Origin of the sequence: Chromohalobacter canadensis, assembly GCF_034479555.1 — a bacterium.
Classification (GTDB): Bacteria; Pseudomonadota; Gammaproteobacteria; order Pseudomonadales; family Halomonadaceae; genus Chromohalobacter; species Chromohalobacter canadensis.
In genome coordinates this window covers 1104717-1131250 of sequence record NZ_CP140151.1, presented here as the reverse complement: position 1 = coordinate 1131250, position 26534 = coordinate 1104717, and the positions used below count along the sequence as shown (strand labels likewise).

Genomic DNA, 26534 nt, shown 5'->3' with positions numbered 1-26534 from the left:
ATATGTCGGATCGCTAGGTCAGGTCACATTTGCCGGCTCAGGCCTGCTCGGTCAGTTCCTGAAAGCATCCCTTGCCTTGCCGCTTGGCTTGGTAGAGGGATTGATCCGCCTGGGCGACCAGGCGCTCCAGACGGTCGCGATCCATGCCTCGCCAATCCTGACAATGCACGATCCCGATGCTCAGCCCTATTCCCGGATAAGTGCGCCCGATGTCGGCCGTGATATCGATGAGTCGTTGTGCAACGGTGCGACTTGCCTCTGGGCTGGTACCCGGTAGCAAGATCACGAATTCATCGCCACCCCAGCGTGCGAGGATGTCGTCACTTCTCAATGCCTCGCTCATTGCATTGGCAATGTCGCGAAGAAGCTCATCACCGGTCATGTGGCCGTAGGTGTCGTTAATGTGCTTGAAACCGTCGAGGTCCGAAAAGAGCAGGCTGACGGGAAGTGGCGCGCGCCCCGGCCCACGAATCGACAGGGCCTCGTGATACCACCCCTCTCGGTTGAACAGTTCGGTCAGCGGGTCGAGGTTTGCCCGTCGCTGGCTGTAATACTCGCCGAGCAGGGCTTGAATCGACAGGTCGTCGAGAGCACGAATTATTCTATACAGCCCCATCCAGAAGAAGGGGCCTTGCAGCACGAGTATCCAGAACCAGGGTTCGGGCTGGAAGGGGACCGCGAGCTTGAGGGGCAGATCCAGCAGTAGGACCTGCAGCATGGCATAGCGAGGTGTGCCATGAGAATAGCACGCGGCGAGGGAGGCGAAGGCGACCATTGCGGAAATGACCAAGACTTGCAGGACGGTATCGCCGCTGAGCATACAAAGCGCGGTGCCGAGCCCGGTCGTGGCACACCAGAGCAGGTTGACCAGGTAAATCTGATCGGTGGGGTTGGCGATGCCTTGGCGCCATTGTTGCCGGATCTGATAATGCAGTCCAACACGGTAAATCGTGAGCGTGAGGGTGGTTAGAAACCAGAGCCAGAATAACGGTGTTGGGTGACGATAGAGCCCGATGAGCGTGAGCAGGAGTGTCGAGAGCGTCCCGGACCACATGGTGGCTGTCTGAACATTGGGGCCCGAAATCAAGCGTCTTTGAATATTGAGGGGCAGGCGTTCGTTGCAGAGCAGCCAGCGAAAGAAGCGCCAGCTCGGAATGGAATACGCGTTGTGGTGCATGTAACGCTTGTCTGGCATACGGGCGGCCCTCATCGGTAAAACGTCCTTGCGTGGCGACGGGGCTATCGCATACTGCAAAACGTCGCCGATTTCGTTCTTAGGGCTGAGCGTGCCTGTGTTGCGTACGAGACTCCAATGATTTTATCGGCAAGGAATGCGGTTTTCGTAGGCCATGTCCGGATGGTGCCTACGTGTTCGTCTGAACCCATTCATGCGCTTGCCGGCGTGTCAGACGGAGCGGGGTGATTCATGGTGGATGACCGGCCGGCCATCGGCCGGTCGAAGTGCCCCGTGAACAGTGCTTGTTGGCAATGGGACGGAGTTGTCGCCTACCCGAACAATTGCCCGGCGATACGCAGCCCGGCGATCCAGGTGCCGGCGGCGGACCCCAGCGTGGCGAGCAGGAAGACCAGCAGCGTGCGGGCGACGCGGTTTTTCCACCAGCCGCGCGGTGCACTGACGTCGCGACGCAGGCGCGAGAAGTCACCCACGGTGGGACGACGTAGAGCCAGTTCGACGCCGGCGGCGACGAAGCCGGCGCCGATGGTGGGGTTGAGCGACGTCAGCGGCGCGGCGATGAAGGTCGCGATGATGGTCAGTGGATGGGCCAGCGCAATGGCGGTGCCCAGCGCCGAGAGTGCGCCGTTGATCAGGAACCATTCGCCGACCAATGACCAGCCGAGGCCGGTATCGCGGGAAAAGCCGATGGCGAAGCCGGTCAATACCAGCGCGACGATGACCCACGGCAGGGCTTTCCAAATCTTGGAGCGGGCCGGGGTGACTTCCAGTGAGCGTCGCTCCTCGTCGATGGCCTCGTCACTGGGCGGTTGCTGCCCCAGCGCTTGCAGGTGCTCGCCCAGGCCCTTCATGTGGCCGGCGCCGACGACCACCAGGATATGCCGTGGCGCTTTCCCGGCGACCTCCTCGCGTAGGCGAAGCGCCATGTAACGGTCGCGCTCGCGGATCAGCGGCGTGTACAGCGACTCCGACTGTTCGGCGAACTCGGCGAAGGTCGATTCGAGCACATCGCCTTCCTTGAGGCGCTCGATCTCCTCGCTGGAGACTTTCTTGCGCGAGACCACGCTGCCCAGCAGCCCTGAAATCAGGCTCATGCGCTGCCACCAGGGCACATTGTGATAGATGCGCTTGAGGGTCACGCCGATTTCACGATCGACGAGATACAACGGCAAGTCCGCGCGCTGGGTTTCCTTGATCGCCATCTGCATCTCGGCACCCGGCGTGACGCCGGACTGTTCGGCGACGCGTTGCTGAAAGGCGCCCAGCGCGAGGCTAGCGGCGACCATGCCAGCCTTGCCCTGACGCAGGACCTGGAAAAGGTCCATCTTGGCCATGGCGTTGGGCTGGGTGGCGCTCTGGTAGCGCGTGGGGCACAACTCGATGGCGACGGCGTCGAAGTCGCCGGAGCGGATCAACTCGCGGACCTCGTCGGCGCTGGCACGCGAGACGTGGGCGGTACCCAGGAGGGTGTAACGGGTCTCACCCTGATCGATGACCTGGCGAGGGCCGGCGGGAGTATCGGGCATGCGGCGTTTCGCTTCGGTGGCGGAAAAGCTCGATTATCCACGATGGCAGGGGGCGGGCCAAACTCGGCCCCGCTCGATGATGCTGCGAGCGGGGAGTCGAGCTTAGGAATCAGTGTTTGGCGCGGCACGCCGCGGCGGTAAACAACACGTCGGTTGACGAGTTCAGCGCGGTCTCCGTGGCGTCCTGCACGACGCTGATGACGAAGCCAATGGCGACGACCTGCATAGCCACGTCATTGGAAATGCCGAAGAGGCTGGCGGCCATCGGGATGAGCAGCAGGGACCCGCCGGCTACGCCGGAGACACCGCAGGCGGCGAGCGAGGCGACGATACACAGCAACAGTGCCGAGGCGAAGTCTACGCTGATCCCCAGGGTATGGGCGGCGGCCAGGGTGATGACCGAGATGGTGATGGCGGCGCCGGCCATGTTGATGGTTGCGCCTAGCGGGATCGAGATCGAATAGGTGTCGGCGTCCAGGTCGAGGCGCTCGCAAAGCTCCATGTTGACGGGAATGTTGGCGGCGCTGCTGCGTGTGAAGAACGCGGTGATGGCACTGCCACGTAGGCAGGCGAACACCAGTGGGTACGGGTTGCGCTGGGTGGTCAGGAACACGATCAAGGGGTTGGTGACCAGTGCCACGAACAGCATGCAGCCGACGATGACGGCGAGCAGATGGGCGTAGTCGAGCAGGGCATTCATACCCGTATCCGCGAGCGTGCCTGCGACCAGGCCGAAGATACCCAGCGGCGCGAAGCGGATAACCAAACGCACGATGTTGGAGACGGCATCGGAGAAGGCGTTGAGTACCCCGAGGGTCGTCTCCGAGGAGCCACGCAGCATCATGCCAAGCCCGATCGCCCACGCCAGAATACCCACGAAGTTGGCGTTCATCAGCGCGTGGATGGGGTTGTCCACGACATTGAGCAACAGATTGCGCAGGATCTCGGCGATGCCACCCGGCGGCTGGCCACTCGCCTGGGGAGCGTCGATGACCAGCGTGGTGGGAAGCGCGAAGCTGGCGACGACGGCCACCAAGGCAGCGCACAGGGTGCCGATCACGTACAGCAGCAGCACGCCGCGAATATGCGTGGGCTGGCCGCGCCGGTGATTGGCGATGGCCGCCATGACCAGCAGGAAGACCAGTACCGGCGCCACCGCTTTCAGGGCGGAGATGAACACCTCACCCAGAAGCGATATCGAGGCGGCGGCATCGGGCCAGACGGTGGCCACGACGATGCCGAGCACGATACCGATGACGATTTGCGGAATGAGCCCTAGGCGGGCCACCGCGCGAAAAGGGCTGGCAAGGCTGGCGGACATGACTCTCTCTCGAGGCTGAAAAATGGATGACGGCCCGTCGCGGCGGGTCGGGAAGCGCGCATGGTAGCATCGCCGCCGCCGCGACACTCGGGGAATCGGCCTCGAAAGCTTTGATCTTTAGTGGAAGAGGGAAGAGGCGATTGTTTTAAACAGCACGAAAATGCCGAAATAATGCCATTTAATGGTGAATCGTGTCGCGCTGGCTCAGCGTCGCCAGAACGCAGGCGTGAACAACACCAGGATGGTGAAGATCTCCAGGCGCCCGAACATCATGGCCATCACCAGGGTCCACTTGGCGAGATCAGGCATGTCGCCGTAATGCTCGGCCACACCACCCAGTCCCGGACCCAGGTTGTTGAGCGCCGAGCCCACCGCCGACCAGGCCGTCACCTGATCCAGCCCGGTGGCGAGTAAGATCATCAACATCAGCACGAAAAGCAGCATATAAGCGGAGAAGAAGCCCCACACGGCTTCGGCCACGCCGCTGGAAATACGCATCTTGCCGACTTTGACTGAAAACACCGCATTGGGGTGAATCAGGCGGTGAATCTCGCGCAGGCCCTGCTTGAGGATCAACAGGATGCGAATCACCTTCATGCCCCCGCCAGCGGAGCCCGAGCAGGCGCCGACGAAAGCGGCGATGAACAGCATGAATGGCAACACGCCCGGCCAGACGGTGAAGTCGGCGACACCGAAACCGGTAGTGGTGGCCACCGACACTACCTCGAACAAGCCGTGGCGCAGTCCCAGGGTGTCGTCGTAGGTGCCGCTCAACATGAGCGTGGCGATGGTGATGGTGATCAGCAGCGCCAGGAAGATCACGAAAAAACGGAATTCGGGGTCGAGCAAATAATGGCTCAGGCGCTTCTCGCGCCACACTGCGAAGTGCAGCCCGAAGCTCAGCGACGAGACGATCATGAAGAACACGCAAATCAGCTCGATGGTGGCGCTGTCGAAATAGCCGATGCTGGCGTCGTGGGTCGAAAAGCCACCGATGGCGACGGTCGAGAAGCTATGCCCGATGGCGTCGAACCAGCTCATGCCCGCCAGCCAATATGCCAGGAAACACGTCAGGGTCAGGGCGGCATAGATGTACCACAGGGCCTTGGCGGTTTCGGTGATACGTGGCGTCAGCTTGGAGTCCTTGAGCGGTCCCGGAATCTCGGTGCGGTAGAGCTGCATGCCACCGATGCCGAGTGTCGGCAGGATCGCCACTGCCAGCACCACGATCCCCATGCCGCCTAGCCACTGTAGTTGCTGGCGATAGAAGCGGATCGATTCGGGCAGCAGGTCGATGCCGGTGAGAATGGTGGCACCGGTGGTGGTGAGGCCGGAAAACGATTCGAACACGGCGTCGGTGAACGACAGCGAGGGATCCGCGGCGAGCATCAGCGGCAGCGAACCGAACAGCCCCAGTACGCTCCAGAACATCACGGTGATCAGAAAGCCATCGCGGGTACGCAGTTCGCGACGCGCATTGCGCGCAGGCCAGTACAGCAGCGCCCCGGTGATGAAAGTGATGCCCAGCCCGATGACGAAGGCGTCCCAGGTGGCGTCGTCGAAAATCAACGAAATCACCACCGGTGGTACCATGGTCAGGCTGAACAGCATGAGCAATAGCCCGACGATCCTCAGGATCACCAGAAAGCTCATGGCAGTCGCCTTGCCGAAACGGGGGGCGTGCGTGAGCGAATACTCATCAGAAGAACGTCAGCCCCACCTGGAAGAGGCGCTCGACATCGCGAATACGGCGCTTGTCGATGACGAAGAGAATCACGTGGTCACCGCTTTCCACCACGACATCGTCGTGGGCGATGATGACCTCTTTGCCGCGTACGATGGCGCCGATGGTAGTGCCGCTGGGCAAGTCGATCTCGTCGATGGTGCGTCCCACCACTTTGGAGGAACGCGAGTCGCCGTGGGCGATGGCCTCGATGGCCTCGGCGGCGCCGCGGCGCAGTGAGTGCACGTTAACGATGTCGCCGCGCCGCACATGGGTGAGCAAGCCGCCGATGGTGGCTTGTTGCGGCGAGATGGCGATATCGATCTCGCCGCCCTGAACGAGGTCTACATAGGCCGCGTTGTTGATCAGCGTCAAGACCTTCTTGGCACCCAGACGCTTGGCCAGCATCGACGACATGATGTTGACCTCGTCGTCGTTGGTGAGCGCGCAGAAGATGTCGCAATCCTCGATGTTCTCTTCCAGCAGCAGGCGCTTGCTGGTCGCGCTGCCGTGCAGCACCACGGTGCGGTCGAGACGCTCCGAGAGCACCGTGCAGCGCTCCAGCTCATGCTCGATGATTTTCACCTGGTGGTTGTGTTCGAGCGTCTCGGCGAGGCGTTCGCCGATGTTGCCGCCGCCCGCGATGATTACCCGACGGAAGTCACGATCGACCTTGCGCATCTCGCTCATCACTGCGCGGATGTCCTTGCGCGCAGCGATGAAGAACACCTCGTCGTCGGCCTCGATGACCGTGTCGCCACGCGGGATGAGTGCGCGATTGCGGCGATAGATCGCCGCCACGCGGGTGTCGACGTTGGGCATGTGGCGGCGCAAGAAGCCAAGCTCTTGGCCCACCAGTGGCCCGCCGTAGTAAGCCTTGACCGCCACCAGCTGGGCCAGGCTGCCGGCGAAGTCGAGTACCTGCAGGGCGCCAGGGTATTCGATCAGGCGGCGGATATGGTCGGTGACCACCTGCTCGGGACTGATCAATACATCGACGGGGATCGCGTCGTGGGAAAACAAGCCCTTGCGTGTCAGATAGGCGGTGGCGCGGACGCGGGCGATCTTGGTCGGAGTACGAAACAGCGTATGCGCGACCTGACAGGCGACCATGTTGACTTCGTCGGAGTTGGTCACCGCGATCAGCATGTCGGCATCCTCGCCGCCCGCCTGACGCAGCACCATGGGATAGGATGCCGTACCCACCACGGTACGGATGTCCAGACGGTTGTGCAGTTCGCGCAGGCGTTTGGTGTCGACATCGACGACGGTGATGTCGTTTTCTTCGCTGGCCAGGTGTTCGGCCAGTGTGCCGCCGACTTGGCCGGCGCCGAGGATGATGATCTTCATGCGAGAGAATCCGCGCTCAGTGACTGGCGCGTAGCATAAACCAGGCGGCGCCCCCAATGACAGGGGCGCCACGGCGGCGTGTCATGACGCCCGGTGGCATTCAATCGAGCGCTAGGCCGACCTTGAGCGTGACCTGCCAGTGGCCCACGCGTCCGTCCTCGAGGTGGCCGCGAGTGTCGGTGATCTCGAACCAGCGCATGCCGTGCAATGTCTCGCGGGCCTTTTCCAGGGCATTGTTCACGGCTTGCTCGATACCGTCCGGGGAGGAGCCGGTCAGCTCGATGTGTTTATAGACGTGATCGCTCATGGCGTTCTCCTTGCGCTTCAAGTGCGATGGGTGGCTCAAGCGCCGATGATCTCGACACCGAGCCGAGTGAGACGCTGCCGCGTGGCGGCGTCCGTGTCATGGGTAACTGGGCGCGTCAGCGGCCACAGAAAGCGTGTCTTGAAGCCCGCGGCGACGGCGTCCTCGGCGCTCCACAATACGCATACGTCACGCGCCAGACCGCAGAGATAGACGCTGTCGACGCCGCGTTCGCGTAGCCAGCCGGTCAACCCCGTGGTGGGGCGTGTGCCATCGGGCCCCAGGTTGTTGCGAAAGGCGCTGTAGGAATCGACGCGTGGGTCGCATCCCTTGCGCACGATCAGATCCACCGGTGCCCAGTCGAGCCCGGGATGCAGACGGGCGCCGGGCGTGTTCTGCACGCAGTGATCGGGCCACAGGGTCTGCGGCTCGCCGTATAGGTCGAGGGTATCGAAGGGCTGATAGCCCGCATGCTCGCTGGCGAAGGAGACGTGTCGTGCGGGATGCCAGTCTTGGGTCGCCACGACGTGCGCGAAACGTCGCTCGCCGAGCAACTGGCTCAGCCCCGGCAGGATGGCATCGCCATCGGCGCAGGCCAGCGCCCCGCCAGGCATGAAGTCGCCTTGCACGTCGACGACGAGCAGGGCGCAACGCGTATCGATGATCTCGAGGGCATCCTGCAACACGAGGGCTCCACACATGGGTGAGATACCCTCAGTATCGAAGCCGCGTACGCTGCTGGCAAGTCGGCAGCGGTGTACGCCGGCGGTTACGCCGTGGTCTTGCGCAAACGCGCGTAGAAGAAGCCATCGTGACCTTCGATGCGCGGCAGGAGCTGGCGCCCGGCGCCCGCGGGGCGGCCCCAGTCGACGTTGAGTTCGTCGGCGCTGGCATCCGGGGTGCGGGCAAGGAAGGCGGCGATCTGATCTACGTTCTCTTCGGGCATCACCGAGCAGGTGGCGTATAGCAGCGTGCCGCCGGGGGCTAGGGTCATCCAGAGCGTATCGAGCAGGCGGGCCTGTAGCGCAGCGAGCTCGCGGATATCGCTGGGACGACGCAGGCGCTTGATGTCCGGGTGGCGGCGAATGACACCGGTGCCTGAGCAGGGCGCGTCGAGCAGCACGGCGTCGAAAGGTTGTTCATCCCACCACTCGAGACGGCTGGCGTCGGCGGCCAATGTGGTAGCTTCGAGCCCGAGGCGCGTCAGGGTAGCGTCGACGCGGCCGAGCCGCTCGGCGTCGCTGTCCAGGGCGGTGAGTTCGAGATCGAAGGCTTCGAGCAGATGTGCGGTCTTGCCGCCGGGGGCGCTGCATGCATCCAGCACGCGAGCGCCGGGCGTCGTGGCCAGGGTTGGTTCGAGTAGTGGTGCGGTCAGCTGGGCGGCCTCGTCCTGCACGCTCACCGCGCCTTCACTGAAGCCGGGTAGGGCGCGCACGTCGCAGGCTTCCTGCAAGGTCACGCCATCCGGCGCGTACGGCGTAGGGTCGGCGGCCAGGCCGGCGTCCCGCAAGCGGGCCAAGTACGTTTCGCGATCTACGTGGCGACGATTGACGCGCAGGGTCATGGGGCCGGGCTGATTGTTGGCCTCGGCCAGTTCGCGCCAGTCGTCGGGCCAGGCCTCGCGCCAACGTGTGAGCATCCACTCGGGATGCAGCAGCGCGATGCTCGGGTCGCGGTCGACCTGCGCTTGAAGCGCCTGAGTATCGCGCTGAAAGCGGCGCAGGCAGCCATTGAGTACGCGCGTGGCCCAGCCCTTGCCCAGCGCACGAGCGGCCCCGGCGGTTTCGCCCACGGCGGCATGAGGGGGGACACGCATGTACAGGAGCTGATAGAGGCCGAGCAGCAACAGCGCCTGGATGTCCTGGTCGCGGCGCTTGAATGACTGGCGCAGCAGGATCTTGGACAGCGCCTCGAGGCGAGGCAGCGTACGGCAGACACCGAAGCACAGCGCCTTGGCCAGGCCGCGATCACGTCCTTCAACGCCAGCGGATTCCAAGGCGCTATCGAGGGCGTTCAATGACCCCTTGCCGTCGAGCACGGGGGCCAGGGCGGAGGCGCAGACGGCGCGAATATCCGGTGTACTCATGAGGTGGTCTCCTGACCCAGTAGCTGTCCCGGAGCAAAGCGCTCGCCACGGGCATTGAGCAGATCGCGCACCGCGAGCGGCTTGCCGCCGGGCAGTTGGGCGCGGGTGATGTGCAGCACCTGAGTGCCGTCGGGGCCGCAGGCGATGCGCAGGGCGTCCGGGGTGCTCTCCAGTAGCGTGCCGGGGGCCGCGGCGGTGCCGTTGTCGGGGGCTGGCTCGGCCAACCACAGGCGTAGTGGCTCGTCGGCGAGGCGTGTCCAGGCCACCGGCCAGGGGTTGAAGGCACGCACGCGGTCGGCGAGTTCGGCGGCAGGGCGTGTGAAATCGAGCTCGGCCTCGGCCTTGCTGAGCTTGGTGGCGTAGGTGACGCCCTCCGCCGGCTGTGGCGTCGCGGCCAGGCCCGTGTCCGACAGGGCGTCGAGCGCTTCGACGATGGCCTTTCCGCCCAACGTGGCAAGACGGTCGTGCAGCTCGCCGCTGGTGGTCGTCGCGGTGATCGGCGTGTCGCGCACCAGCAGCATGTCGCCGGTATCGAGGCCGGCGTCCATCTGCATGATGGTCACTCCGCTACGCGTGTCGCCGGCTTCGATGGCGCGCTGAATGGGCGCCGCGCCGCGCCAACGAGGCAACAGCGAGGCATGCACGTTGAGGCAGCCCAGGCGCGGGATATCGAGCACCGCTTGCGGCAGGATCAACCCATAGGCGACCACGACCAGCACGTCGGCGTTGCAGTCGGCGAGCGCCTGCCGAGCAGCGGCGTCCTTGAGCGTGGTCGGTTGATGGATGGGCAGGTCGTGGTCGAGCGCCAGTGCCTTGACCGGGCTGGGCTTGAGCTTGCGCCCGCGTCCCGCGCCACGGTCGGGCTGGGTATGCACCGAGACCACCTCGTGGCGGCTTTCGAGCAGTGCCGCGAGGCTGGCGGCGGCGAAATCGGGCGTGCCGGCGAATGCGACGCGCAGAGACTGGGACATCGGGCGGACTTCCGTAACGGCTTGCGGGACCTGGATGAATGCCACGGGCCGGCAAATGCCGGCCCGTTTGGCGAGTGCGAGGCGTGAGGGTGGCGTGGCCTCAGGCGTCCTGCATGGCCTTGTGGCGTTTCTGCATCTTTTTCATGATTCGGTCGCGCTTGAGCGGCGAGAGATAGTCGACGAACAGCGTGCCTTCGAGGTGATCGCACTCATGTTGGATGCAGTGGGCGAGCAGACCATCGGCCTCCAGCTCGTAAGGCGTGCCATCGCGATCCAGTGCCTTGAGCGATACCCGCAACGCACGCGGTACCTCGGCATAATGGTCGGGAATCGACAGGCAGCCCTCCTGCATGGGCTCGCGTTCCTCACCCAGCGGAGTGTATTCGGGATTGATCAGTACGCGGGGCTGTGAGCGATCGTCGCTGACATCCATGACGATGACACGGCGGTGCACATCGACCTGGGTCGCGGCCAGGCCGATGCCCTGGGCGTCGTACATGGTGTCGAGCATGTCGTCGACCAGCGTACGGATCTCGTCGTCGACGGTCTCGACAGGCGCTGCCTTGTTGCGCAGGCGTCCGTCGGGAAATTCGAGAATGGTCAGCTTGGCCATGGCGTTAAGAAAACCGTTATGCTGTCACGTGAAATTTGTCCGCTAGTGTAATGCGCCACCGGCAGGAACGGAACCGAAAGGGCGCCGATGCCGCCGATAGCGAACGGCTAGGCGGTGCGTCGCCAGCAGCGGTGAAGCAGGGCGACGGAACATGTGAAAAGTATAGCAGTGCGTCCTGACGCATGCCGAGGGTCGAGAGCCTCGGGCAGTGGCAGGTTGACGTGCCAGCACTCAGAAGAAGAGACGATCATGTGGGCAGGATATGGCGGGAGCGCTGCCGGGTGGTGGCGCAGCGGTATGCGAGTGGGACTCGGGTTGGCACTGGTCGCTATTGTCGGCTCGGTCTATGCCGCCGAGGAACGCGATGAAGCGCGTGAGGTCGTGCATCTGTCCCCACGTGTGCGTGAAGTGCCGCCGAGCGAGACGGCCCCCACCATCGAGCGCCAGACGGTGGCGCCCTTCCTGAACGAATATCGCCTCATCGACTCGCGGGCCACGCTGGATGATACGCCCTATGTCGTCGCGGGCGAGGAGGGACATCAACTGATCGGCAGTGGCGACCGGTTTTATGTCCGCGCAGGCGAGGAGGCCGCGCGCTCGCGTGCCGTGCGACGTGCCATCTATCGGCCTGGCTCGGTCTACCATGACCCGGAAAGCGACGAACTGCTGGGTATCGAGTTGCGCGCGGTGGGCGAGGCCCGCTGGGTGAGACGCGAAGGCGACCTGGATGTCTTCGAGGTGCGCAAGGCGCGTCAGGAAATACGCCCCGGCGATCGTCTGCTGCCGTATCGCGAAGAGCCCCTTTCTCTGACGTTTTCCCCTCATGTTCCAGACCGTGCCGTCGATGGCGAGATTCTGGGCGTGCCCGAAGGCGTGAACTATGTCGGCCGGCACACCATTGTGACGCTCGATCTGGGGCGCAGGAATGGCATTATGCCGGGGGCTGTGCTGGCCTTGGATGCCTCGCCGGCGCAGGTGAGCGATCCACTCGAAGGTGACACCTTGCATTTGGCGGGCGAGCCCGGCGGCATGGCGATGGTGTTCGAGAGCTTCGAGCGGGTCAGCTATGCGCTGGTCATGGAGGCCTCGCGGCCACTGGAAGTCGGCGATGGCGTGAGCACCCCCGAGCGGAGTGTGTTGACGTCATTGGAAGCACGGTGAGGAAGGTGCGCATGATGACAGCGAGAGAGTGGTGTGCCCTGGCGCATCTCCCCAAACTCGGCGCACGGCGTCTGGCGGTCATCCGCCGTGAACTGGCCGCGCAAGGCGTGGCTGATAACTGGCCCGACGCTTGGCTCACGGCGATGCCTGCCGGACCGCGCGACACGCTGAGGTACTGGCTCGAGCACCCCGCGAAGAGTCCTCTGGAGGCACCGGTCACGGTGGCCCTGGAATGGGAGGCGAGCCAGCCATCGCATCATCTCTTGTATCCCGGTCATCCGGCCTGGCCCGCCTTGCTCGATGAAATCGTCGATCCACCGGCGCTGCTATGGGCCAAGGGCGACCTGGGCGCCCTCGATCTGCCGGGCCTGGCCATGGTCGGCACGCGGCGTCCGACCCGTGAAGGCAGCGACAATGCGGCCTTCTTCGCCCGCGAACTCGTGGGTGCCGGATTCGGCATCGTCAGCGGCATGGCGCTGGGTGTCGATGGTGCGGCCCAGCGGGCGACGTTGGATGCGGGCGGACGTAGCATTGCGGTACTCGGCTGCGGCGTGGATGTGATTTATCCACCTCGCCATGCAGGCCTGTATCGTCGTCTGCTCGACGAAGGCGGCCTGCTGCTCTCCGAACATCCTGCCGAGACGCGCGCCCATGCGCGCTATTTCCCGCGCCGCAATCGCATCATCACCGGGCTATCGTTGGGCGTTTTGGTCGTCGAGGCGGCCGAGAAGAGCGGTTCGCTGGTCAGCGCGCGGCTGGCGATGGAGCAGAACCGCGAGGTCTTCGCGATTCCCGGCTCGCTGCACAACGTGCAGGCGCGTGGCAACCTGGGACTTATCCGCGACGGTGCTTCTCTGGTGTGCGGGCGCGACGATATTCTCGAGCAACTCGGCCATTGGCAGGCGCTGAACGCGGCGCCGCCCGAGTCCGACATTGCGATGCCAGCGGCGCGTGCAGAAGCACCGGCGCTCTCCGATGTGCCTCAGGATCCGTTACTGGCGCTGTTGGACAAGGCTCCCACGCCGCTGGATGTGCTCGTCGAGCGCAGCGAGCTGGATGTCGGCGGATGCCAGATGCGCCTGCTGGAGCTGGAGCTCGACGGCCAGGCGGCGCAGGTCAGTGGGGGGTGGGTTCGACGGACTACATGCTAGGCACGTTTTGGTGGTTGTCAGGTCGCCTGCGACAGCGTGGCGCGGCGTTTTCCTCCAGGTGCGTGATAAGATGGCTCTACCTTGTATCGCCGTGAAGCGACATCCTTCGCCATGTCAGAAACCTCCGACACTTTCAGTCACGCCGTGGCGGCCTTGCGCCGTGGCGCCATCGTGGCCTATCCCACCGAAGCGGTGTGGGGGCTGGGCTGTGATCCCGATGACGATGCCGCGCTGGCGCGGCTGATCGAACTCAAGCAACGCGATCCTGCCAAGGGGCTGATCCTGATCGCCGGGGCCGTGTCTCAACTGGCTCCCTGGCTGGAAGGGCTCGACGAGACGCAGCGTACGCGCCTGGCGGCCAGCCAAATGGTGCCCACAACCTGGCTGATACCTGACAACGGGCGGGCACGCCCGTTGTTGCGCGGTGAGCACGCCACCCTGGCGGTACGTGTCAGCGATCATCCCCTGGTACAAGCATTGTGCAACGCCTTCGGCGGTCCGCTGGTCTCGACCTCGGCCAATCGCGCCGGAGAGCCGCCTGCGATGAGCGCCGACGATATACGTGCGGCCTTCGGCGAGGCGGTGACGCTCGTCGATGGGGCGCTTGGCGGGTACGCGCGGCCGAGCACGATCCGTGATCTGGCAAGCGGCGAGGTACTGCGCGATTGAGGCGTGCCGGAGTGTGGCGCGCTCTTGCGCCATGGCCGAGCGCTACATGAGTCAAACCAACCGATAACCCGAGGAGCGTGACGTGGCACATCCCCATCTCGACAAGGTGAAGGAGTATCTACTCGACTTGCAGGAACGTCTCTGTGAAGGCTTGGCTGCCGAGGATGGCGCGGCCTTTCGAGAAGACAGCTGGACACGCGAGTCGGGCGGTGGCGGTCGCTCGCGGGTGATCGAGAACGGTCACGTGTTCGAGAAGGGTGGGGTCAATTTCTCGCATGTCTTCGGTGAACGCCTGCCGGCTTCGGCCTCGGCCGCGCGGCCCGAATTGGCCGGTCGTAGCTTCCATGCCGTGGGCGTGTCCTGGGTGCTGCATCCGCATAATCCGCATGTGCCCACCGCGCATGGTAACGTGCGCTTCTTCATCGCCGAAAAGGACGATGCCGATCCCGTCTGGTGGTTCGGCGGCGGTTTCGACCTGACGCCGTTCTACCCGGTGTTCGAGGATGTGGTTCACTGGCACCGCGTCGCCCGCGATACCTGCGCGCCGTTCGGCGATGATGTCTATCCGCGCTTCAAGCAGTGGTGCGACGACTATTTCACCCTTCATCATCGCGGCGAAACGCGCGGCGTCGGTGGGCTATTCTTCGACGATCTCAACGAGTGGGATTTCGAGCACTGCTTCGCGTTCCAGCAGGCGGTCGGCGATGCCTTCCTCGACGCCTATCTACCCATCGTGCGGCGGCGGCGCGAGACGCCCTACGGCGAGCGCGAACGCGATTTCCAGGCGTTCCGGCGCGGGCGTTACGTCGAGTTCAATCTGGTCTGGGATCGCGGCACCCTGTTCGGACTGCAAAGCGGTGGGCGCACCGAGTCGATCCTGATGTCGATGCCGCCGCTGGCGCAGTGGCAATATTGTTGGGAGCCCGAGCCGGGAAGCGACGAGGCGCGCCTGGGCGATGAATTCCTGCACCCACGCGAATGGCTCGAGGAGGCCGAGGCATGAGCGAGCGTTACTGTGTCTTCGGCAATCCCATCGCGCATTCGCGCTCACCGCGCATTCATGCGCTGTTCGCCGAGCAGTGTGGCCAGGCCATGACCTACGAGGCCATCGAGGCGCCGCGCGAGGACTTCGCTGGCGCCTGGCAGGCCTTCGTGGCGGCTGGCGGATGTGGCGCCAATGTCACCGTGCCGTTCAAGGAAGAGGCGTATCGCGTGGCGGACGTGCTCAGCCAGCGCGCGCGTAGAGCGGGAGCCGTCAATACGCTGGTACATGGCCGCGACGGGCGCACCTATGCCGATACCACCGATGGCGTGGGGCTGGTGCGTGATCTCGAGGCGCACGGCGTGACGCTCGACGATGCGCGCGTTCTCGTGCTCGGTGCGGGCGGCGCCGTGCGCGGCGTGCTCGATCCGTTGCTGGCGGCGGGGCCGCGGTCCCTGCATATTGCCAACCGTACGGCCGAGAAAGCCGTCAGCCTGGCCGCCGACTTTTATTCGCAAGAACGTGGGCAGCAACAGGCGTACGTGACGGGTGGCGGTTACGATGCCCTGGAAGGCCCTTTTGAGGTGGTCATCAACGGCACCAGCGCCTCATTGGGCGGCGAACTGCCGCCCTTGCCGGATACGCTATTGGCGCCTGACGGCGTGGCCTACGATATGATGTATGCCGCCGATCCGACTGTCTTTCTGCAATGGGCGAGCGCGCGTGGCGCGCGCACGATCGATGGTTTGGGCATGTTGGTCGAGCAGGCCGCTGAGTCGTTTTTCCTGTGGCGGCACGTGCGCCCTGACACTGGACCGGTACGCGATACGCTACGCCACGAGCTTTGACGTTCCGCAGGCACCTGAGGTCAGGCTCTGGTGTGGGAGCGAATTTATTCGCGATCAGAGGCCTGAACCAATCGGGAACAAGTTCCCTCCCACTGGCTTTTCAGAGGGCGATCAGCGTTGACAGTTGGGGCGCTTGCCGTTGGCCCGGGCCTGCTCGTAGAGCGGCTTGGCTTCATCGAGACGATCTTGCAAGCCTTGAATGCGTGACTGGTTGCTGGGGTGGGTGGAGAGCCATTCCGGGGGCGCACCCTGGCTTTGCGCGGCCATGTTCTGCCACAGCTCGATACTGGCGCTGGGATTGAAGCCGGCCTCGGCCATCAAGTCCAGGCCGAGCTTGTCGGCTTCTGACTCATGCTTGCGCGAGAAGGGCAGGATCACGCCGTATTGGGCGCCCGCGCCGAGGAGTCCCATGAGCTGCTCGCCGGTGGCACCTTCCAGTCCTGCGGCCGATTGCAGGATCGAGAGCCCGGTCTGCGTGGCGGCTTGCGTCGACACGCGCTCGTTGGCGTGATTCGCAAGAACGTGGGCCACCTCGTGACCGATGACGGCGGCCAGCTGGTCTTGGTTCTCGGTGATATCCAGCAGGCCGCTATTGACCCCAATGTAGCCTCCCGGCAGTGCGAAGGCATTGGCCGAGTCGTCCTCGAAGACTTTGACTTCCCATTCATCGGCCTGCGCATCGGCAGGTACCTCGGCGGTGATGGCCCCGGCTACGCACTGCACGTAGTCGTGCGTGGCGCCTCCGACCTCGGGCAATTCTTCCTGATACTGGGTGAAACTTTGCTGCCCCATCTGCTCGAGTTCATCGTTGGAAAACAGGGCCAACTGATTTCGCCCTAAGGGCGAAGTGCTGCAGGCGGCGAGCGTTAGGCCGACCATGGCGATGGCGAGCGGTGTACGTAGGCGAGACGGCAACGTCCTTTGCATGAGAATCTCCTGATGGGTTCTGGACCCGGCAACCAAACGGCTCCAAGATACCCTGATGCCCCGTAGGGTCAACCAGCGATATACGTGCGGGATTCTAGAATGAACGACGACAGGAGGAGAAGGATGGACGCCGATCTAGCGCAACGTCTGCACAAGGTGCTGGACCGGGTCGAGGCATGGTTGCCACCGGAACCCGCGGCTGTCGATTGGTCGCGTGATGTGGCGGCAATCTGGCAGCGTAACGCGCTGGGCGGCCAATTGATCCCGGTGGCTGCGCGCGATAGCGTCGGCATGGACGACCTGGTCGGCATCGAGCGCCAGAAGACGGCGCTTTTGAACAACACGCGCGCTTTCTTGCACGGACGCCCGGCGAATCATGCGCTGCTGTGGGGGGCACGCGGCAGCGGCAAGTCGTCGATGGTCAGAGCCTTGCTCAACACGCTGGCACCGGAAGGGTTGCGCCTGATTCAGGTCGACCGCCACGACCTGGTGGGTCTACCAGGGTTGGTGCAGCGACTGCGAGGCTCGACGCATCGCTTCATCGTATACTGCGATGATCTCTCTTTTGAAGGCCACGACGACGCCTATAAAGCGCTCAAGAGCGTGCTCGATGGTACCTTGACCGGCCCGCCCGAAAACGTGTTGTTGTATGCGACGTCCAACCGGCGCCACTTGTTGCCCGAGTCGCTCGGCGATAATCAGGACACTCGGTTGGTCGACGGCGAGCTCCATCATGGCGACGCGGTGGAGGAGCGCATCTCGCTCTCCGATCGCTTCGGGTTGTGGCTGGCCTTTCATCCCTTCAACCAGGACACCTACCTCGATGCGTGCCGGCATTGGGTACACTACCTGGGTGGGGATGACGCCTGGAGCGATGCGGCCCGCGAGGACGCGGTGCGTTTTGCCACCTTGCGTGGGGTGAGAAGCGGACGCGCCGCCTGGCAGTTTGCCTGCCAGTGGGTGGGCGCGATGCAAGAGGCGCAATAATCGTAATATTCAGTGCTGCGAGGCGGACTTAAGGTCAGGGAGAGGGCGATATGCAAGAGAGCGAACGCAGTCGGCGCCTCGAGGCATTACGCGTGCAATACGTCGAGAGACTGCATGACGACGTGCAGGCGATAATGGCGCAAGTCGAGGAAATGAGTGCCCGCGATAATGCCGCATCGGCGGTGGAACTGGAGGCAGTCTGCGAGGCCCTGCAACGTATCGCGGATTCCGCCGGTAGTTTCGGCTATGACGCCTTGAGCGAGACATGTGGCGAGGTGGCGTGCCAGGTTCGCCAGTGGCTCGATGGGGGCGTGCTGCCTGCCCCCTATACACTGGCGGCGCTGCAATCGCGTCTGCAAACCGGGGCGGAGCAACTGCCCCATCTCGACGACCTGTTTCCCGCACACGCCACGATGGTCCAGCGAGATACCGCGTCGGGGCGTGTTGCCTTGCTCGGTGACGAGCCACTAGGGCGACGCGCGCTGGGTGAGGCCTTGAGCGCGTTGGGATATGTGTGTCACGAGTATGCCATGCATGACGTCGAGGCTCTGGTGGCGTGGCAACCCGATGCAGTGCTGATCGACGAGCGTAGCGTTCCGCGTTCTCGTTGGAGTGCCTGGTGGAACGCCTGGCAGTCTCCGCCGCACCTGCTGATATTCGGCGATGAGGACGATTTTGCGGCGCGACTCGCGGCGATTCGCCATGGCGCGGCGGGTTATTTCGTATCGCCGCTGGATGCCTCGCTGATCGACAGATGCCTGGAGCGCCTGATTCTGCGCCCCACGCCGGAACCGCTGCGCGTGCTGATCGTCGATGACGATGTCGAACTGGCTGAACATTACCACTTGGTGCTGGACGGTGCGGGCATCGATTCATGGGTGGTCAATGTGCCGGCCGAGACCCTGGGCGCACTGCGCGATTATCGTCCCGACCTGGCCTTGGTGGACACGCGCTTGCCCATGTGCACAGGACGCGAGATGGCCCGCGTGATGCGTCTCGATGACGCTTGGCGTGACTTGCCCGTGGTGTATCTGGCGGCTGGCGATGATGTGCGTGAGCAGGCCCTGACGCGTAGCGGTGACGCTTTTCTTGGCAAGCCGGTCGATGACGATGCCCTGGTGGCTACGGTCTTGTCACACGCGCACCGAGTGCGTGGCTCGCGGCGCTGGGTGGCGCGCGATGGCCTGACCGGCGTGCTCACCTACGCGGCCTTGCAAGAGTTGTTGGAAGTCGAATTCGCCCGTGCGCAGCGTAGCGGTACGCCGACTAGTCTAGCGCTGATCGATATCGACCATGTGGGGGCACTGAATGCCCATCATGGGCATGCCAGCGGCGATTACGTGATCCGCCGCCTCGCGGAGCACTTGACGCAGCAGCTGCGTTTCATCGACCACGTGGGGCGTTATGCCGGTGGGGCGTTTTGTGTCGTGTTGCCGCACTGCAGTCCCGAGGACGCGCAACGCGCGATCGAACGCATACGCCTGCAGTTCCAATCGCAGACGCAAACGATCAACGACCGCGGCGATATCGGCGTGACGTTCTCTGCCGGGGTGGCGGGCCTGCATGATGCTGCCAGCGTCGAGGCGGGGCTCGACGCCATCGATCAAAGGCTCTACCGCGCCAAGCTGGCGGGGCGCAATCGCGTGCTCGGCAATGGCGACGAGTGACGCATCTCAGCGGCGCTTCTTGCGTGCCTCGCGCGTACGGTTCAGTTCGCGTTTCTTGGCCTTCTCGCGGTCGCTGGCGCCGGCATTCTCGTCGTAAGGGTTATCGCCCGAGCGGAACTCGAAGCGCATCGGTGTACCGCGTACCTTGAGCACCTTGCGGAAGGTGTTGATCAGATACCGCTTGTACGCCTCAGGCAGTGAGCCGGTCTGATTGCCGTGGACCACGATGATGGGCGGGTTGCTGCCGCCCTGGTGGGCCATGCGCAACTTGATGCGGCGACCGTGGACCAGCGGCGGCTGATGTTCGCTCACCGCATCCTGCAATAGGGTGGTCAGGCGATTGGTCGACCAGTGGCTGTTGGCCGAGTCGAACGCGCGCGTGATGGAGGGGTAGAGATCGCCTACCGCGGTGCCGTGCAGCGCGGAGATAAAGTGCATCTCGGCGTAATCGGCGAAGCCCAGGCGGCGCTTGACCTCCGTGCGCATCTTGTCCTTTGCCTCTTGCTCGAGGCCATCCCATTTGTTGACCGCCAGTATCAGCGCCCGCCCGCTGCTCAGGACATAGTCGAGCAGGTGCAGATCCTGGTCGACCAGGCCGCTGCGCGCGTCGAGCACCATGACCGCCACATGGCAGTCCTTGATGGCTTCGAGTGTCTTGATGATCGAGAACTTCTCGGTGGTTTCCTTGACGTTCTTGCGTCGCCGCACGCCGGCGGTGTCGACCAGCACATAGGGCTTTCCGCGTCGTTCGAAAGGGATCTCGATGGCATCGCGCGTGGTGCCGGCCTCATCGAAGACGATGACGCGTTCTTCGCCCAGCAGGCGGTTGACCAGCGTCGATTTGCCGACATTGGGACGACCGATGACTCCGATGCGAATGCCATTGCTGAGATCCGGCGGCGCGGCGTTGACCTCGCGTGGGGGAAAGGGCGCCAGCACCTCGTCGATCAAGGCGGTCACGTTGCGCCCATGCGCGGCGGCGATCGGGCGCGGATCGCCCAGGCCAAGCTGCCAGAAGTCCGCCGCCGCCGAGTGCTCTTCGAGCCCATCGGTCTTGTTGACCACCAGCCAGGTCTTTTTCTGATTGACGCGCAGGTGATTGGCGATGGCCTCGTCGGCGGCGGTGAGACCGCTACGCCCGTCGACCATGAACAGCACGATGTCGGCTTCGTCGATGGCCAGCAGCGACTGCTCGGCCATGGCGGCTTCGATGCCTTCTTCATTGCCGCTGATGCCGCCGGTGTCGATGACCGTGTAGGTTTTGTCGCCGAGCGCGCCGTTGCCGTACTTGCGGTCACGGGTCAGGCCGGCGAAGTCGGCGACCAGCGCGTCACGCGTGCGGGTCAGGCGATTGAAAAGGGTCGATTTGCCGACATTGGGTCGGCCTACCAGGGCGATGACAGGATTCATGTTGTCTCGTAAACCGGCGCACAAAAGCGTTGAGTGAGGCTGGACATGCGACGTAGTCGCTTCAAAGAGGACATGACGCAAGCGTCACGTTGTCGTGGCGTGATTCTAGCATTGCTGATCGGTAAGGGCCCACAAATGACGCGGGCACCTCGCGATGAGGTGCCCGCTAACAAGCTCAAGTACGACCCGCTCAATCGTCGCTTGCGTCGATATCGTAGGCTGCCAGTTCACCGTCGTTGGTAAGGGTGTAGATCCGTTGACCGTCGGCCAGCAACGGCAGGCTGATGCCATCGCCGCCGAGTTCCGTGCGACCCATGATTTCCCCATCGCTGGCGTTGAGCAGATGGACATACCCCTGATAGTCGCCTAGCGCCAGCTTGCCGTCGACAAAGGTGGGCGCGGTCAGGTCGCGACCTTCGAGGGCATCGGACTCCCACAGCACGCTGCCACTATCGACATCGAGGGCCAGGACATGGCTGGCTTCGTTGACGGTGAAGAGGTAGTTACCTACGCGCAGCGGGGTCAGATAGCTGGATTCGTCGCGCGACCAGATGACTTCGCCACTGGTGGCTTCCAGCGCCATGACGCGGCCGTTGTAGCTGGTCACGAACAGGCGACCGTCCTGAGACAGCACCGGCTGGCCGTCGAGATCGACCAGTTGCTCCACTTCGGTGCGGCCTTGCGGCACGGCGACGCGCATGTCCCACAGCGGTTGGCCACTGCGGTTGTCGAGCGTTACCAGACGGCCATTGGCAAAGCCGACGAACGAGACGGGCTCGATGACTCGTGGCGTGCCTGTGCCGCGCAGGGTCAGCGAAGGCTGGCTGCTGCTGTAGGTCCATTCTTCCTGCCCGGAGGTGCGATTCAGGGCGGTCACCGTGCCGTCGACACTCTGTACCACGACCAGGTTGCTGTTGACCTGGGGGGTGGCCAACACTTCGCTGGAGACCTTGGAGCGCCAGGCTTCGCTGCCGTCCTCGCGGTCGATGGCGACGACGGAACCGTTGCGCGTGCCGGCATATAAGCGCGCACCATCGCGGGACATGCCGCTGGAAAGTGGCGTGTCGAAGCGTACTTCCCATTGGGTGTCGCCGTTATCTGCGTCGAGCGCGCGCAACAGGCCGCTTTCGTCGGCGGCGTAGAGGGTGCCGTCGGCGAGTAGGGGCATCAAGGGATAACGTGCCCGCCCAAGGCCGTCGCCGACCGAGGTGGACCAACGCTCGTCGAGGGTCGCCGAGGCCGAGAAGTCCTTGAGTTCCTTGGGCGGATACTGCGGCTCGACGTCGCCAGCGCAGCCCACCAGCAAGGTAGACAAGGTGAGCGCGGCCGGTAACAGTAAGTGGTTCAATTTCATCAGCTGGCGTCCTCTACACCGAGATTGTCGAGCTTGAGCCGTACGCCGGAAAGCGGTTGATCTTGCTCTTCGGCGCGGGCGAGCGCGTCTTGATAGGCTTGACGCGCCTCATCGGGTTGGTCTAACGCGGCATGGGCATCGCCGCTGATCTCGGCGGCTTGCGCCTCGAGCGCGCTGGGAATATCGCCCTCGAGCGTGGTCAGGGCGCCCTCGGCGTTGTCTAGGGCGATCTGCACGCGAGCCAAGTTGAGGCGCGCGAGGCCACTGAGATAAGCATGTTCGCTGCCTTCGATGAAAGACGACAGTGTCTCGCGTGCGCCCTCCAAGTCATCGGCGTCGACAGCCAAACGGGCACGCATCAGCTCGGCAAGCTCGGCATAAAGGGTGCCACCGTGTTCGCTTTCCAGGCCATCGATCATGGTCGTCGCCTGTTCGCGTTGCTCGGCGCTCATCTGCGGTTGCTGCATCAGCATCGTGAGCTGTTGGTAGCGTTGTGACGCCGCTTCCGCTTGAGAGGCTTGGTAATCCTGCCAGGCGTTCCAGGCGAATACGCCAGCGCCGGCCAGCACGATGCCAGCGATAATCGCCTTGCCGTACTCTTTCCACCAGCGCTTGAGCGTCTCAAGCTGTTCATCTTCGCTCGTAATAAGCTCCGCCACGGGCGGTCTCCTTCAATGGCTGTTCGTACGAAACGGCGCTTCGTTCTTCAAGTCGGTTCTTCAAGCCTCCGCGAGAAGCGTCTTGAGACGCGCCGCGAGCGCATCGAGGGCAACGCTTTCTTGATCGCGGTCCTCACGCAGGAATTTGATCCCTACCTGACCGCTGGCCAGCTCATCCTCGCCGAGTAACAACGCCATGCGGGCACCGCTCTTGTCGGCTTTTTTGATCTGGCTTTTGAAGCTGCCGCCGCCGCAATGGAGCTGCAGGTGCATGCCGGGCAGAGCGCTACGCAGGCGTTCGCCCAGCAGCATCGCTTCGCGGCTGGCGGCATCGCCCATGGCCGTCAGATAGACGTCGGTGCGTGGCCGCGCGGCCTCGGGGATCAGGTCGAGCGTTTCGAGTAGCAGGATCAGTCGCTCGACGCCCATGGCAAACCCCACGCCAGGTGTGGGCTTGCCGCCGAGCTGTTCGACCAGGCCATCGTAGCGACCGCCGGCACATACCGTGCCCTGGCTGCCCAGCGCTTGGGTGGTCCACTCGAACACGGTTCGACTGTAATAGTCCAGCCCCCGCACCAGGCGCGGATTGATGACGTAGTCGATGCCGGCCGCCTCGAGCATGGTGGTCAGCTCGGCGAAGTGAACACGCGATTCTTCGTCGAGGTGATCCATCAAGCGCGGCGCGTCGGCGAGCATCGCCGCCATGTCGGGGTTCTTGGAGTCCAGGATACGCAGTGGGTTGGTGCTCAGGCGGCGCCGAGAATCCTCGTCGAGGACATCGGAATGCGCCTCGAAGTGGGCGACCAACGCATCGCGGTAGGCGGCACGGGCCTCGTTGGAGCCCAGCGAGTTGAGCTCCAATTGGACGTGGGGCATCAGGCCGAGCGCTTCCCATAGGCGGGCGCTGAGCAGGATCATCTCGACGTCGATGTCTGGCCCGTACATGCCATAGGCTTCCACACCGACCTGGTGGAACTGCCGATAGCGCCCCTTTTGTGGGCGCTCATGGCGGAACATCGGGCCTTGATACCATAGGCGCTGCGTCTGGTTGTAAAGCAGGCCGTTCTCCAGCGCCGCACGCACGCAGCTGGCGGTGCCTTCGGGCCTCAGCGTGAGGCTATCGCCGTTGCGATCATCGAAGGTATACATCTCCTTCTCGACGATATCGGTCACTTCGCCGATCGAGCGCTTGAACAGCGCCGTCTGCTCGATGATGGGCGTGCGGATTTCACTATACCCATAGCGCTGCATGAGATGCTGGATCTGGCGCTCGAAGTATTGCCAAACAGGCGACTGCTCCGGTAGCAGATCGTTCATGCCACGGATGGCCTGGATCTTGTTGCTCAATGCTGACTCCTGAACCGGTACGGGGCGCGCGAGTGGCGCTTTATGCCTCGCGAGCGATGGTATCGCGTTCGCGGGCCTCTTTTTCGCGGACCTTATCGCGGATCAGCGCTTCCAGATCGTCGACCAAGTGGTCGTTGCGAAGCTTGCTGGCCGGCTTGCCGTCGATATAAACGAGGTTGGCCGGGTCGCCGCCGGTGAGGCCGATATCGCTTTCCTTGGCCTCGCCGGGGCCATTGACCACGCAGCCGATGACCGAGACATCGAGCGGCGTCATGATGTCGTCGAGGCGCTCCTCGAGGGCGTTCATGGTGCCGATGACGTCGAAATTCTGGCGCGAGCAACTCGGGCAGGCGACGAAGTTGATGCCCTTGGAGCGCAGGCGCAGGCTCTTGAGCATGTCATAGCCGACCTTGATCTCTTCGACGGGATCGGCCGCCAGCGAGACGCGAATGGTGTCGCCGATGCCTTCCATCAGCAGCATGCCGAGTCCAATCGAGGACTTCACGGTTCCCGAACGCAAGCCGCCGGCTTCGGTGATGCCCAGATGCAGGGGCTGGTCGATGCGCTGCGCCAGCTGCCGGTACGCGGCCACTGCCATGAACACGTCGGAGGCCTTGACGCTGACCTTGAAATCCTGGAAATCGAGACGGTCGAGGTGCTCGATATGCCGCATGGCGGATTCGACCAGCGCTTCTGGCGTCGGTTCGCCGTATTTTTTCTGCAGATCCTTTTCCAGCGATCCGGCGTTGACGCCGATACGGATCGGAATACCGTGTTCGCGGGCGGCATCGACCACCGCGCGCACGCGGTCTTCGCGGCCGATATTGCCGGGGTTGATGCGCAGGCAGTCGACGCCCAGTTCGGCCACGCGCAGGGCGATCTTGTAGTCGAAGTGAATATCGGCCACCAGGGGTACCGCGACCTCGCGCTTGATCTGGCCGAAGGTCTCGGCGGCTTCCATGGTGGGCACCGAGACGCGCACGATGTCCGCGCCCGCGGCCTCGAGTTGGCGGATCTGTGCCACTGTGGCAGCGACGTCCAGGGTGTCGGTGTTGGTCATGCTTTGAACGGCGATGGGCGCGCCACCACCGACGGGGACGTTCCCGACATGAATCTGGCGGGACTGGCGCCGTTGAATCGGAGATTGCATATGCATGTGCGTATCACTCTCCCAAGGTGAAGCGGGCGACGTTGTTGCCGCCGGTATGCTGGCTCAGGTCGATATCCTCGTCCTGATAGCGGAGTTCGACGCCGGTGGCGTTGCCAATGGTCAGGCGAAACGGCGGCGTGCCTTCTAACTGGATATCGGTTCCGGGGTCTTGCAGCCCCGCCAACAGGCGTTGATCGTCGGCATCATAGATTTCGGTCCATGACTGGTCGTTGAAAGTCAGTGTCATGCTATTGGCGCTGTCAGCGCTTGCAACGTTGCTGGCGCCATCGCTGCCGCCGCCCTGCGTGGCGGATTCGGTATCTACCGAGGGCTCGCTAGCGGCGATATTCGCGCCCTGTGCGTCGACATCGTCGCCGTTGGTAGTGTCATCGCTCGAGGTGTCATCAGCGCTCGCGTCGTCGCCATCGACCAGCCCCAAGCTATCATTTTCGTCGGGTAGTGGCGGCAGGTTGTCCTGCTCGCTCGCATTGCCTTGTTCGCCCGTGGCAGCCTGCGATGCGACACCGTCGCGTTGTGCATCGTCGCTGGGGGGGGCGTCGTTTGCCATGGCCTCGCTCCCCACGTTCCCCGCACTGCCCTCGGTGGCGTTACCGCCATCCGCACTTTCCATGGCGGCGGGTTCATCGCCGAGGCCGAAGAACTCGTTGCCTTCACGACTCTGCCACCACATCAGCGTCAAGCCGATCAGGCCCACGATGATGAGTAGCGTGACCAACTTGAAGACCCAAGCGCCGATCCGTGAGGGCGGTTGCGAGCGATACGATGGCGGTGTGACTTTGCGGTCGAGATCGTCACGGCCATGCAGGGCATCGTAGTCTTGCGCCACACGCGTGTCGTCGAGCCCCAGCAACTTGGCGTAGGCACGTAGATAACCCCGCCGATAGGTGGCGATGGGAACCTGATCGTAGCGGTCTTCTTCCAGACCGGTGACCACGGCCGGCCGGAGGTTGAGCTGCTCGGCGACTTCTTCCAGCGACAGCCCCTGCCGCTCGCGCTCGCGCCTCAGCCGAGTGCCCGGAGGTTCGTGACCCTCGGTGGGAGCGGGGGAAACGTGTTGTTCGTGAGTGTCGCTCATACCAGAGCATCCTTCTCGAATTCGTGTGGTCGGATCA

At 63.8% G+C, this 26534-nt stretch carries 24 protein-coding genes; 7 read left to right on the top strand and 17 right to left on the bottom strand.

Annotated elements, in window-relative coordinates; translation table 11 throughout:
• Positions 1-37: 37 nt before the first annotated feature.
• The 10 genes from SR908_RS05370 to def all read right to left on the bottom strand — a co-directional run bounded on the left by SR908_RS05370 (position 38) and on the right by def (position 11089).
• On the bottom strand, positions 38-1195 hold the full coding sequence (locus tag SR908_RS05370) for a GGDEF domain-containing protein (protein ID WP_246919388.1): 1158 nt from the start codon (positions 1193-1195) through the stop codon (positions 38-40).
• A 311-nt stretch (positions 1196-1506) separates the two neighbouring features.
• A complete protein-coding gene (locus SR908_RS05365) occupies positions 1507-2721 on the bottom strand; it encodes a TraB/GumN family protein (RefSeq protein ID WP_097022109.1) in 1215 nt (404 codons plus the stop codon).
• Positions 2722-2830: 109 nt separating this feature from the next.
• On the bottom strand, positions 2831-4042 hold the full coding sequence (gene sstT / locus SR908_RS05360; RefSeq protein ID WP_246919391.1) for a serine/threonine transporter SstT: 1212 nt from the start codon (positions 4040-4042) through the stop codon (positions 2831-2833).
• Between the two features lie 204 nt (positions 4043-4246).
• On the bottom strand, positions 4247-5695 hold the full coding sequence (locus tag SR908_RS05355) for a TrkH family potassium uptake protein (protein WP_246919395.1): 1449 nt from the start codon (positions 5693-5695) through the stop codon (positions 4247-4249).
• Between the two features lie 46 nt (positions 5696-5741).
• A complete protein-coding gene (gene trkA, locus SR908_RS05350) occupies positions 5742-7115 on the bottom strand; it encodes a Trk system potassium transporter TrkA (RefSeq protein WP_246919398.1) in 1374 nt (457 codons plus the stop codon).
• Positions 7116-7215: 100 nt separating this feature from the next.
• Entirely contained in the window at positions 7216-7422 is a 207-nt protein-coding gene (locus SR908_RS05345; RefSeq protein ID WP_097022105.1) for a dodecin, read from the bottom strand.
• A 35-nt stretch (positions 7423-7457) separates the two neighbouring features.
• Positions 7458-8105 (bottom strand): nicotinamidase, encoded by a 648-nt coding sequence (locus SR908_RS05340; protein WP_246919401.1) that lies wholly within the window; start codon positions 8103-8105, stop codon positions 7458-7460.
• Positions 8106-8188: 83 nt separating this feature from the next.
• A complete protein-coding gene (gene rsmB, locus SR908_RS05335) occupies positions 8189-9505 on the bottom strand; it encodes a 16S rRNA (cytosine(967)-C(5))-methyltransferase RsmB (RefSeq protein ID WP_246919404.1) in 1317 nt (438 codons plus the stop codon).
• A complete protein-coding gene (gene fmt / locus SR908_RS05330) occupies positions 9502-10476 on the bottom strand; it encodes a methionyl-tRNA formyltransferase (protein WP_246919406.1) in 975 nt (324 codons plus the stop codon). Before fmt ends, rsmB begins: the two co-directional genes overlap by 4 nt.
• 100 nt (positions 10477-10576) lie before the next feature.
• Positions 10577-11089 (bottom strand): peptide deformylase, encoded by a 513-nt coding sequence (gene def, locus SR908_RS05325; RefSeq protein ID WP_246919409.1) that lies wholly within the window; start codon positions 11087-11089, stop codon positions 10577-10579.
• Positions 11090-11338: 249 nt separating this feature from the next.
• On the opposite strand from def, the gene SR908_RS05320 reads away from it, so the two are divergent.
• From SR908_RS05320 to aroE, 5 genes are all read left to right on the top strand, one after another.
• On the top strand, positions 11339-12250 hold the full coding sequence (locus SR908_RS05320; RefSeq protein ID WP_246919412.1) for a peptidoglycan-binding protein: 912 nt from the start codon (positions 11339-11341) through the stop codon (positions 12248-12250).
• A gap of 11 nt (positions 12251-12261) precedes the next feature.
• The gene (gene dprA, locus SR908_RS05315; protein ID WP_246919415.1) at positions 12262-13401 is read left to right on the top strand and encodes a DNA-processing protein DprA; all 1140 of its coding nucleotides are present in this window, start codon (positions 12262-12264) and stop codon (positions 13399-13401) included.
• 111 nt (positions 13402-13512) lie between these two features.
• Entirely contained in the window at positions 13513-14070 is a 558-nt protein-coding gene (locus SR908_RS05310) for a Sua5/YciO/YrdC/YwlC family protein (protein ID WP_246919418.1), read from the top strand.
• An 82-nt stretch (positions 14071-14152) separates the two neighbouring features.
• Positions 14153-15073, top strand: a complete 921-nt coding sequence (gene hemF, locus SR908_RS05305; RefSeq protein ID WP_246919421.1) for an oxygen-dependent coproporphyrinogen oxidase — start codon at positions 14153-14155, stop codon at positions 15071-15073.
• Positions 15070-15900 (top strand): shikimate dehydrogenase, encoded by an 831-nt coding sequence (gene aroE / locus SR908_RS05300; RefSeq protein ID WP_246919424.1) that lies wholly within the window; start codon positions 15070-15072, stop codon positions 15898-15900. Before hemF ends, aroE begins: the two co-directional genes overlap by 4 nt.
• 111 nt (positions 15901-16011) lie before the next feature.
• Here aroE and SR908_RS05295 read toward each other — a convergent pair whose 3' ends face one another.
• Positions 16012-16827, bottom strand: coding sequence for a M48 family metallopeptidase (locus tag SR908_RS05295; protein WP_246919427.1), 816 nt, complete (start codon positions 16825-16827; stop codon positions 16012-16014).
• A gap of 123 nt (positions 16828-16950) precedes the next feature.
• Here SR908_RS05295 and SR908_RS05290 point away from each other — a divergent pair, with 123 nt between their 5' ends.
• Together SR908_RS05290 and SR908_RS05285 are read left to right on the top strand one after the other, a co-directional pair.
• The gene (locus SR908_RS05290) at positions 16951-17814 is read left to right on the top strand and encodes an ATP-binding protein (RefSeq protein ID WP_246919430.1); all 864 of its coding nucleotides are present in this window, start codon (positions 16951-16953) and stop codon (positions 17812-17814) included.
• Positions 17815-17864: 50 nt separating this feature from the next.
• Positions 17865-19481: a diguanylate cyclase gene (locus SR908_RS05285; protein WP_246919433.1), complete on the top strand. Its 1617-nt coding sequence runs from the start codon at positions 17865-17867 to the stop codon at positions 19479-19481.
• Between the two features lie 6 nt (positions 19482-19487).
• On the opposite strand, the gene der is transcribed toward SR908_RS05285, so the two are convergent.
• From der to SR908_RS05255, 6 genes are all read right to left on the bottom strand, one after another.
• Positions 19488-20891, bottom strand: coding sequence for a ribosome biogenesis GTPase Der (der, locus tag SR908_RS05280; protein ID WP_097022094.1), 1404 nt, complete (start codon positions 20889-20891; stop codon positions 19488-19490).
• 190 nt (positions 20892-21081) lie between these two features.
• Entirely contained in the window at positions 21082-22245 is a 1164-nt protein-coding gene (bamB, locus tag SR908_RS05275; protein WP_246919435.1) for an outer membrane protein assembly factor BamB, read from the bottom strand.
• Positions 22245-22904 carry a YfgM family protein gene (locus SR908_RS05270; protein ID WP_246919438.1) on the bottom strand — a complete coding sequence of 220 codons (660 nt, stop codon included), beginning with the start codon at positions 22902-22904 and terminating at the stop codon, positions 22245-22247. Before SR908_RS05270 ends, bamB begins: the two co-directional genes overlap by 1 nt.
• Positions 22905-22964: 60 nt before the next feature.
• Positions 22965-24251, bottom strand: a complete 1287-nt coding sequence (gene hisS, locus SR908_RS05265) for a histidine--tRNA ligase (protein ID WP_246919441.1) — start codon at positions 24249-24251, stop codon at positions 22965-22967.
• Between the two features lie 40 nt (positions 24252-24291).
• Complete coding sequence (gene ispG, locus SR908_RS05260) at positions 24292-25407, bottom strand: flavodoxin-dependent (E)-4-hydroxy-3-methylbut-2-enyl-diphosphate synthase (protein ID WP_246919444.1); 1116 nt, start codon at positions 25405-25407, stop codon at positions 24292-24294.
• 7 nt (positions 25408-25414) lie between these two features.
• Positions 25415-26497, bottom strand: a complete 1083-nt coding sequence (locus SR908_RS05255; RefSeq protein ID WP_246919447.1) for a RodZ domain-containing protein — start codon at positions 26495-26497, stop codon at positions 25415-25417.
• Positions 26498-26534: the final 37 nt, after the last annotated feature.

Coding starts and splice junctions, on each gene's coding strand:
- aroE (WP_246919424.1), top strand. CDS start 15,070: ATGAGCGAGCGTTACTGTGTCTTCGGCAATCCCATCGCGCATTCGCGC.
- SR908_RS05355 (WP_246919395.1), bottom strand. CDS start 5,695: ATGAGCTTTCTGGTGATCCTGAGGATCGTCGGGCTATTGCTCATGCTG.
- SR908_RS05295 (WP_246919427.1), bottom strand. CDS start 16,827: ATGCAAAGGACGTTGCCGTCTCGCCTACGTACACCGCTCGCCATCGCC.
- SR908_RS05290 (WP_246919430.1), top strand. CDS start 16,951: ATGGACGCCGATCTAGCGCAACGTCTGCACAAGGTGCTGGACCGGGTC.
- fmt (WP_246919406.1), bottom strand. CDS start 10,476: ATGTCCCAGTCTCTGCGCGTCGCATTCGCCGGCACGCCCGATTTCGCC.
- SR908_RS05255 (WP_246919447.1), bottom strand. CDS start 26,497: ATGAGCGACACTCACGAACAACACGTTTCCCCCGCTCCCACCGAGGGT.
- SR908_RS05365 (WP_097022109.1), bottom strand. CDS start 2,721: ATGCCCGATACTCCCGCCGGCCCTCGCCAGGTCATCGATCAGGGTGAG.
- SR908_RS05320 (WP_246919412.1), top strand. CDS start 11,339: ATGTGGGCAGGATATGGCGGGAGCGCTGCCGGGTGGTGGCGCAGCGGT.
- sstT (WP_246919391.1), bottom strand. CDS start 4,042: ATGTCCGCCAGCCTTGCCAGCCCTTTTCGCGCGGTGGCCCGCCTAGGG.
- ispG (WP_246919444.1), bottom strand. CDS start 25,407: ATGCATATGCAATCTCCGATTCAACGGCGCCAGTCCCGCCAGATTCAT.
- dprA (WP_246919415.1), top strand. CDS start 12,262: ATGATGACAGCGAGAGAGTGGTGTGCCCTGGCGCATCTCCCCAAACTC.
- bamB (WP_246919435.1), bottom strand. CDS start 22,245: ATGAAATTGAACCACTTACTGTTACCGGCCGCGCTCACCTTGTCTACC.
- SR908_RS05370 (WP_246919388.1), bottom strand. CDS start 1,195: ATGCCAGACAAGCGTTACATGCACCACAACGCGTATTCCATTCCGAGC.
- SR908_RS05285 (WP_246919433.1), top strand. CDS start 17,865: ATGCAAGAGAGCGAACGCAGTCGGCGCCTCGAGGCATTACGCGTGCAA.
- def (WP_246919409.1), bottom strand. CDS start 11,089: ATGGCCAAGCTGACCATTCTCGAATTTCCCGACGGACGCCTGCGCAAC.
- SR908_RS05310 (WP_246919418.1), top strand. CDS start 13,513: ATGTCAGAAACCTCCGACACTTTCAGTCACGCCGTGGCGGCCTTGCGC.
- trkA (WP_246919398.1), bottom strand. CDS start 7,115: ATGAAGATCATCATCCTCGGCGCCGGCCAAGTCGGCGGCACACTGGCC.
- SR908_RS05345 (WP_097022105.1), bottom strand. CDS start 7,422: ATGAGCGATCACGTCTATAAACACATCGAGCTGACCGGCTCCTCCCCG.
- rsmB (WP_246919404.1), bottom strand. CDS start 9,505: ATGAGTACACCGGATATTCGCGCCGTCTGCGCCTCCGCCCTGGCCCCC.
- der (WP_097022094.1), bottom strand. CDS start 20,891: ATGAATCCTGTCATCGCCCTGGTAGGCCGACCCAATGTCGGCAAATCG.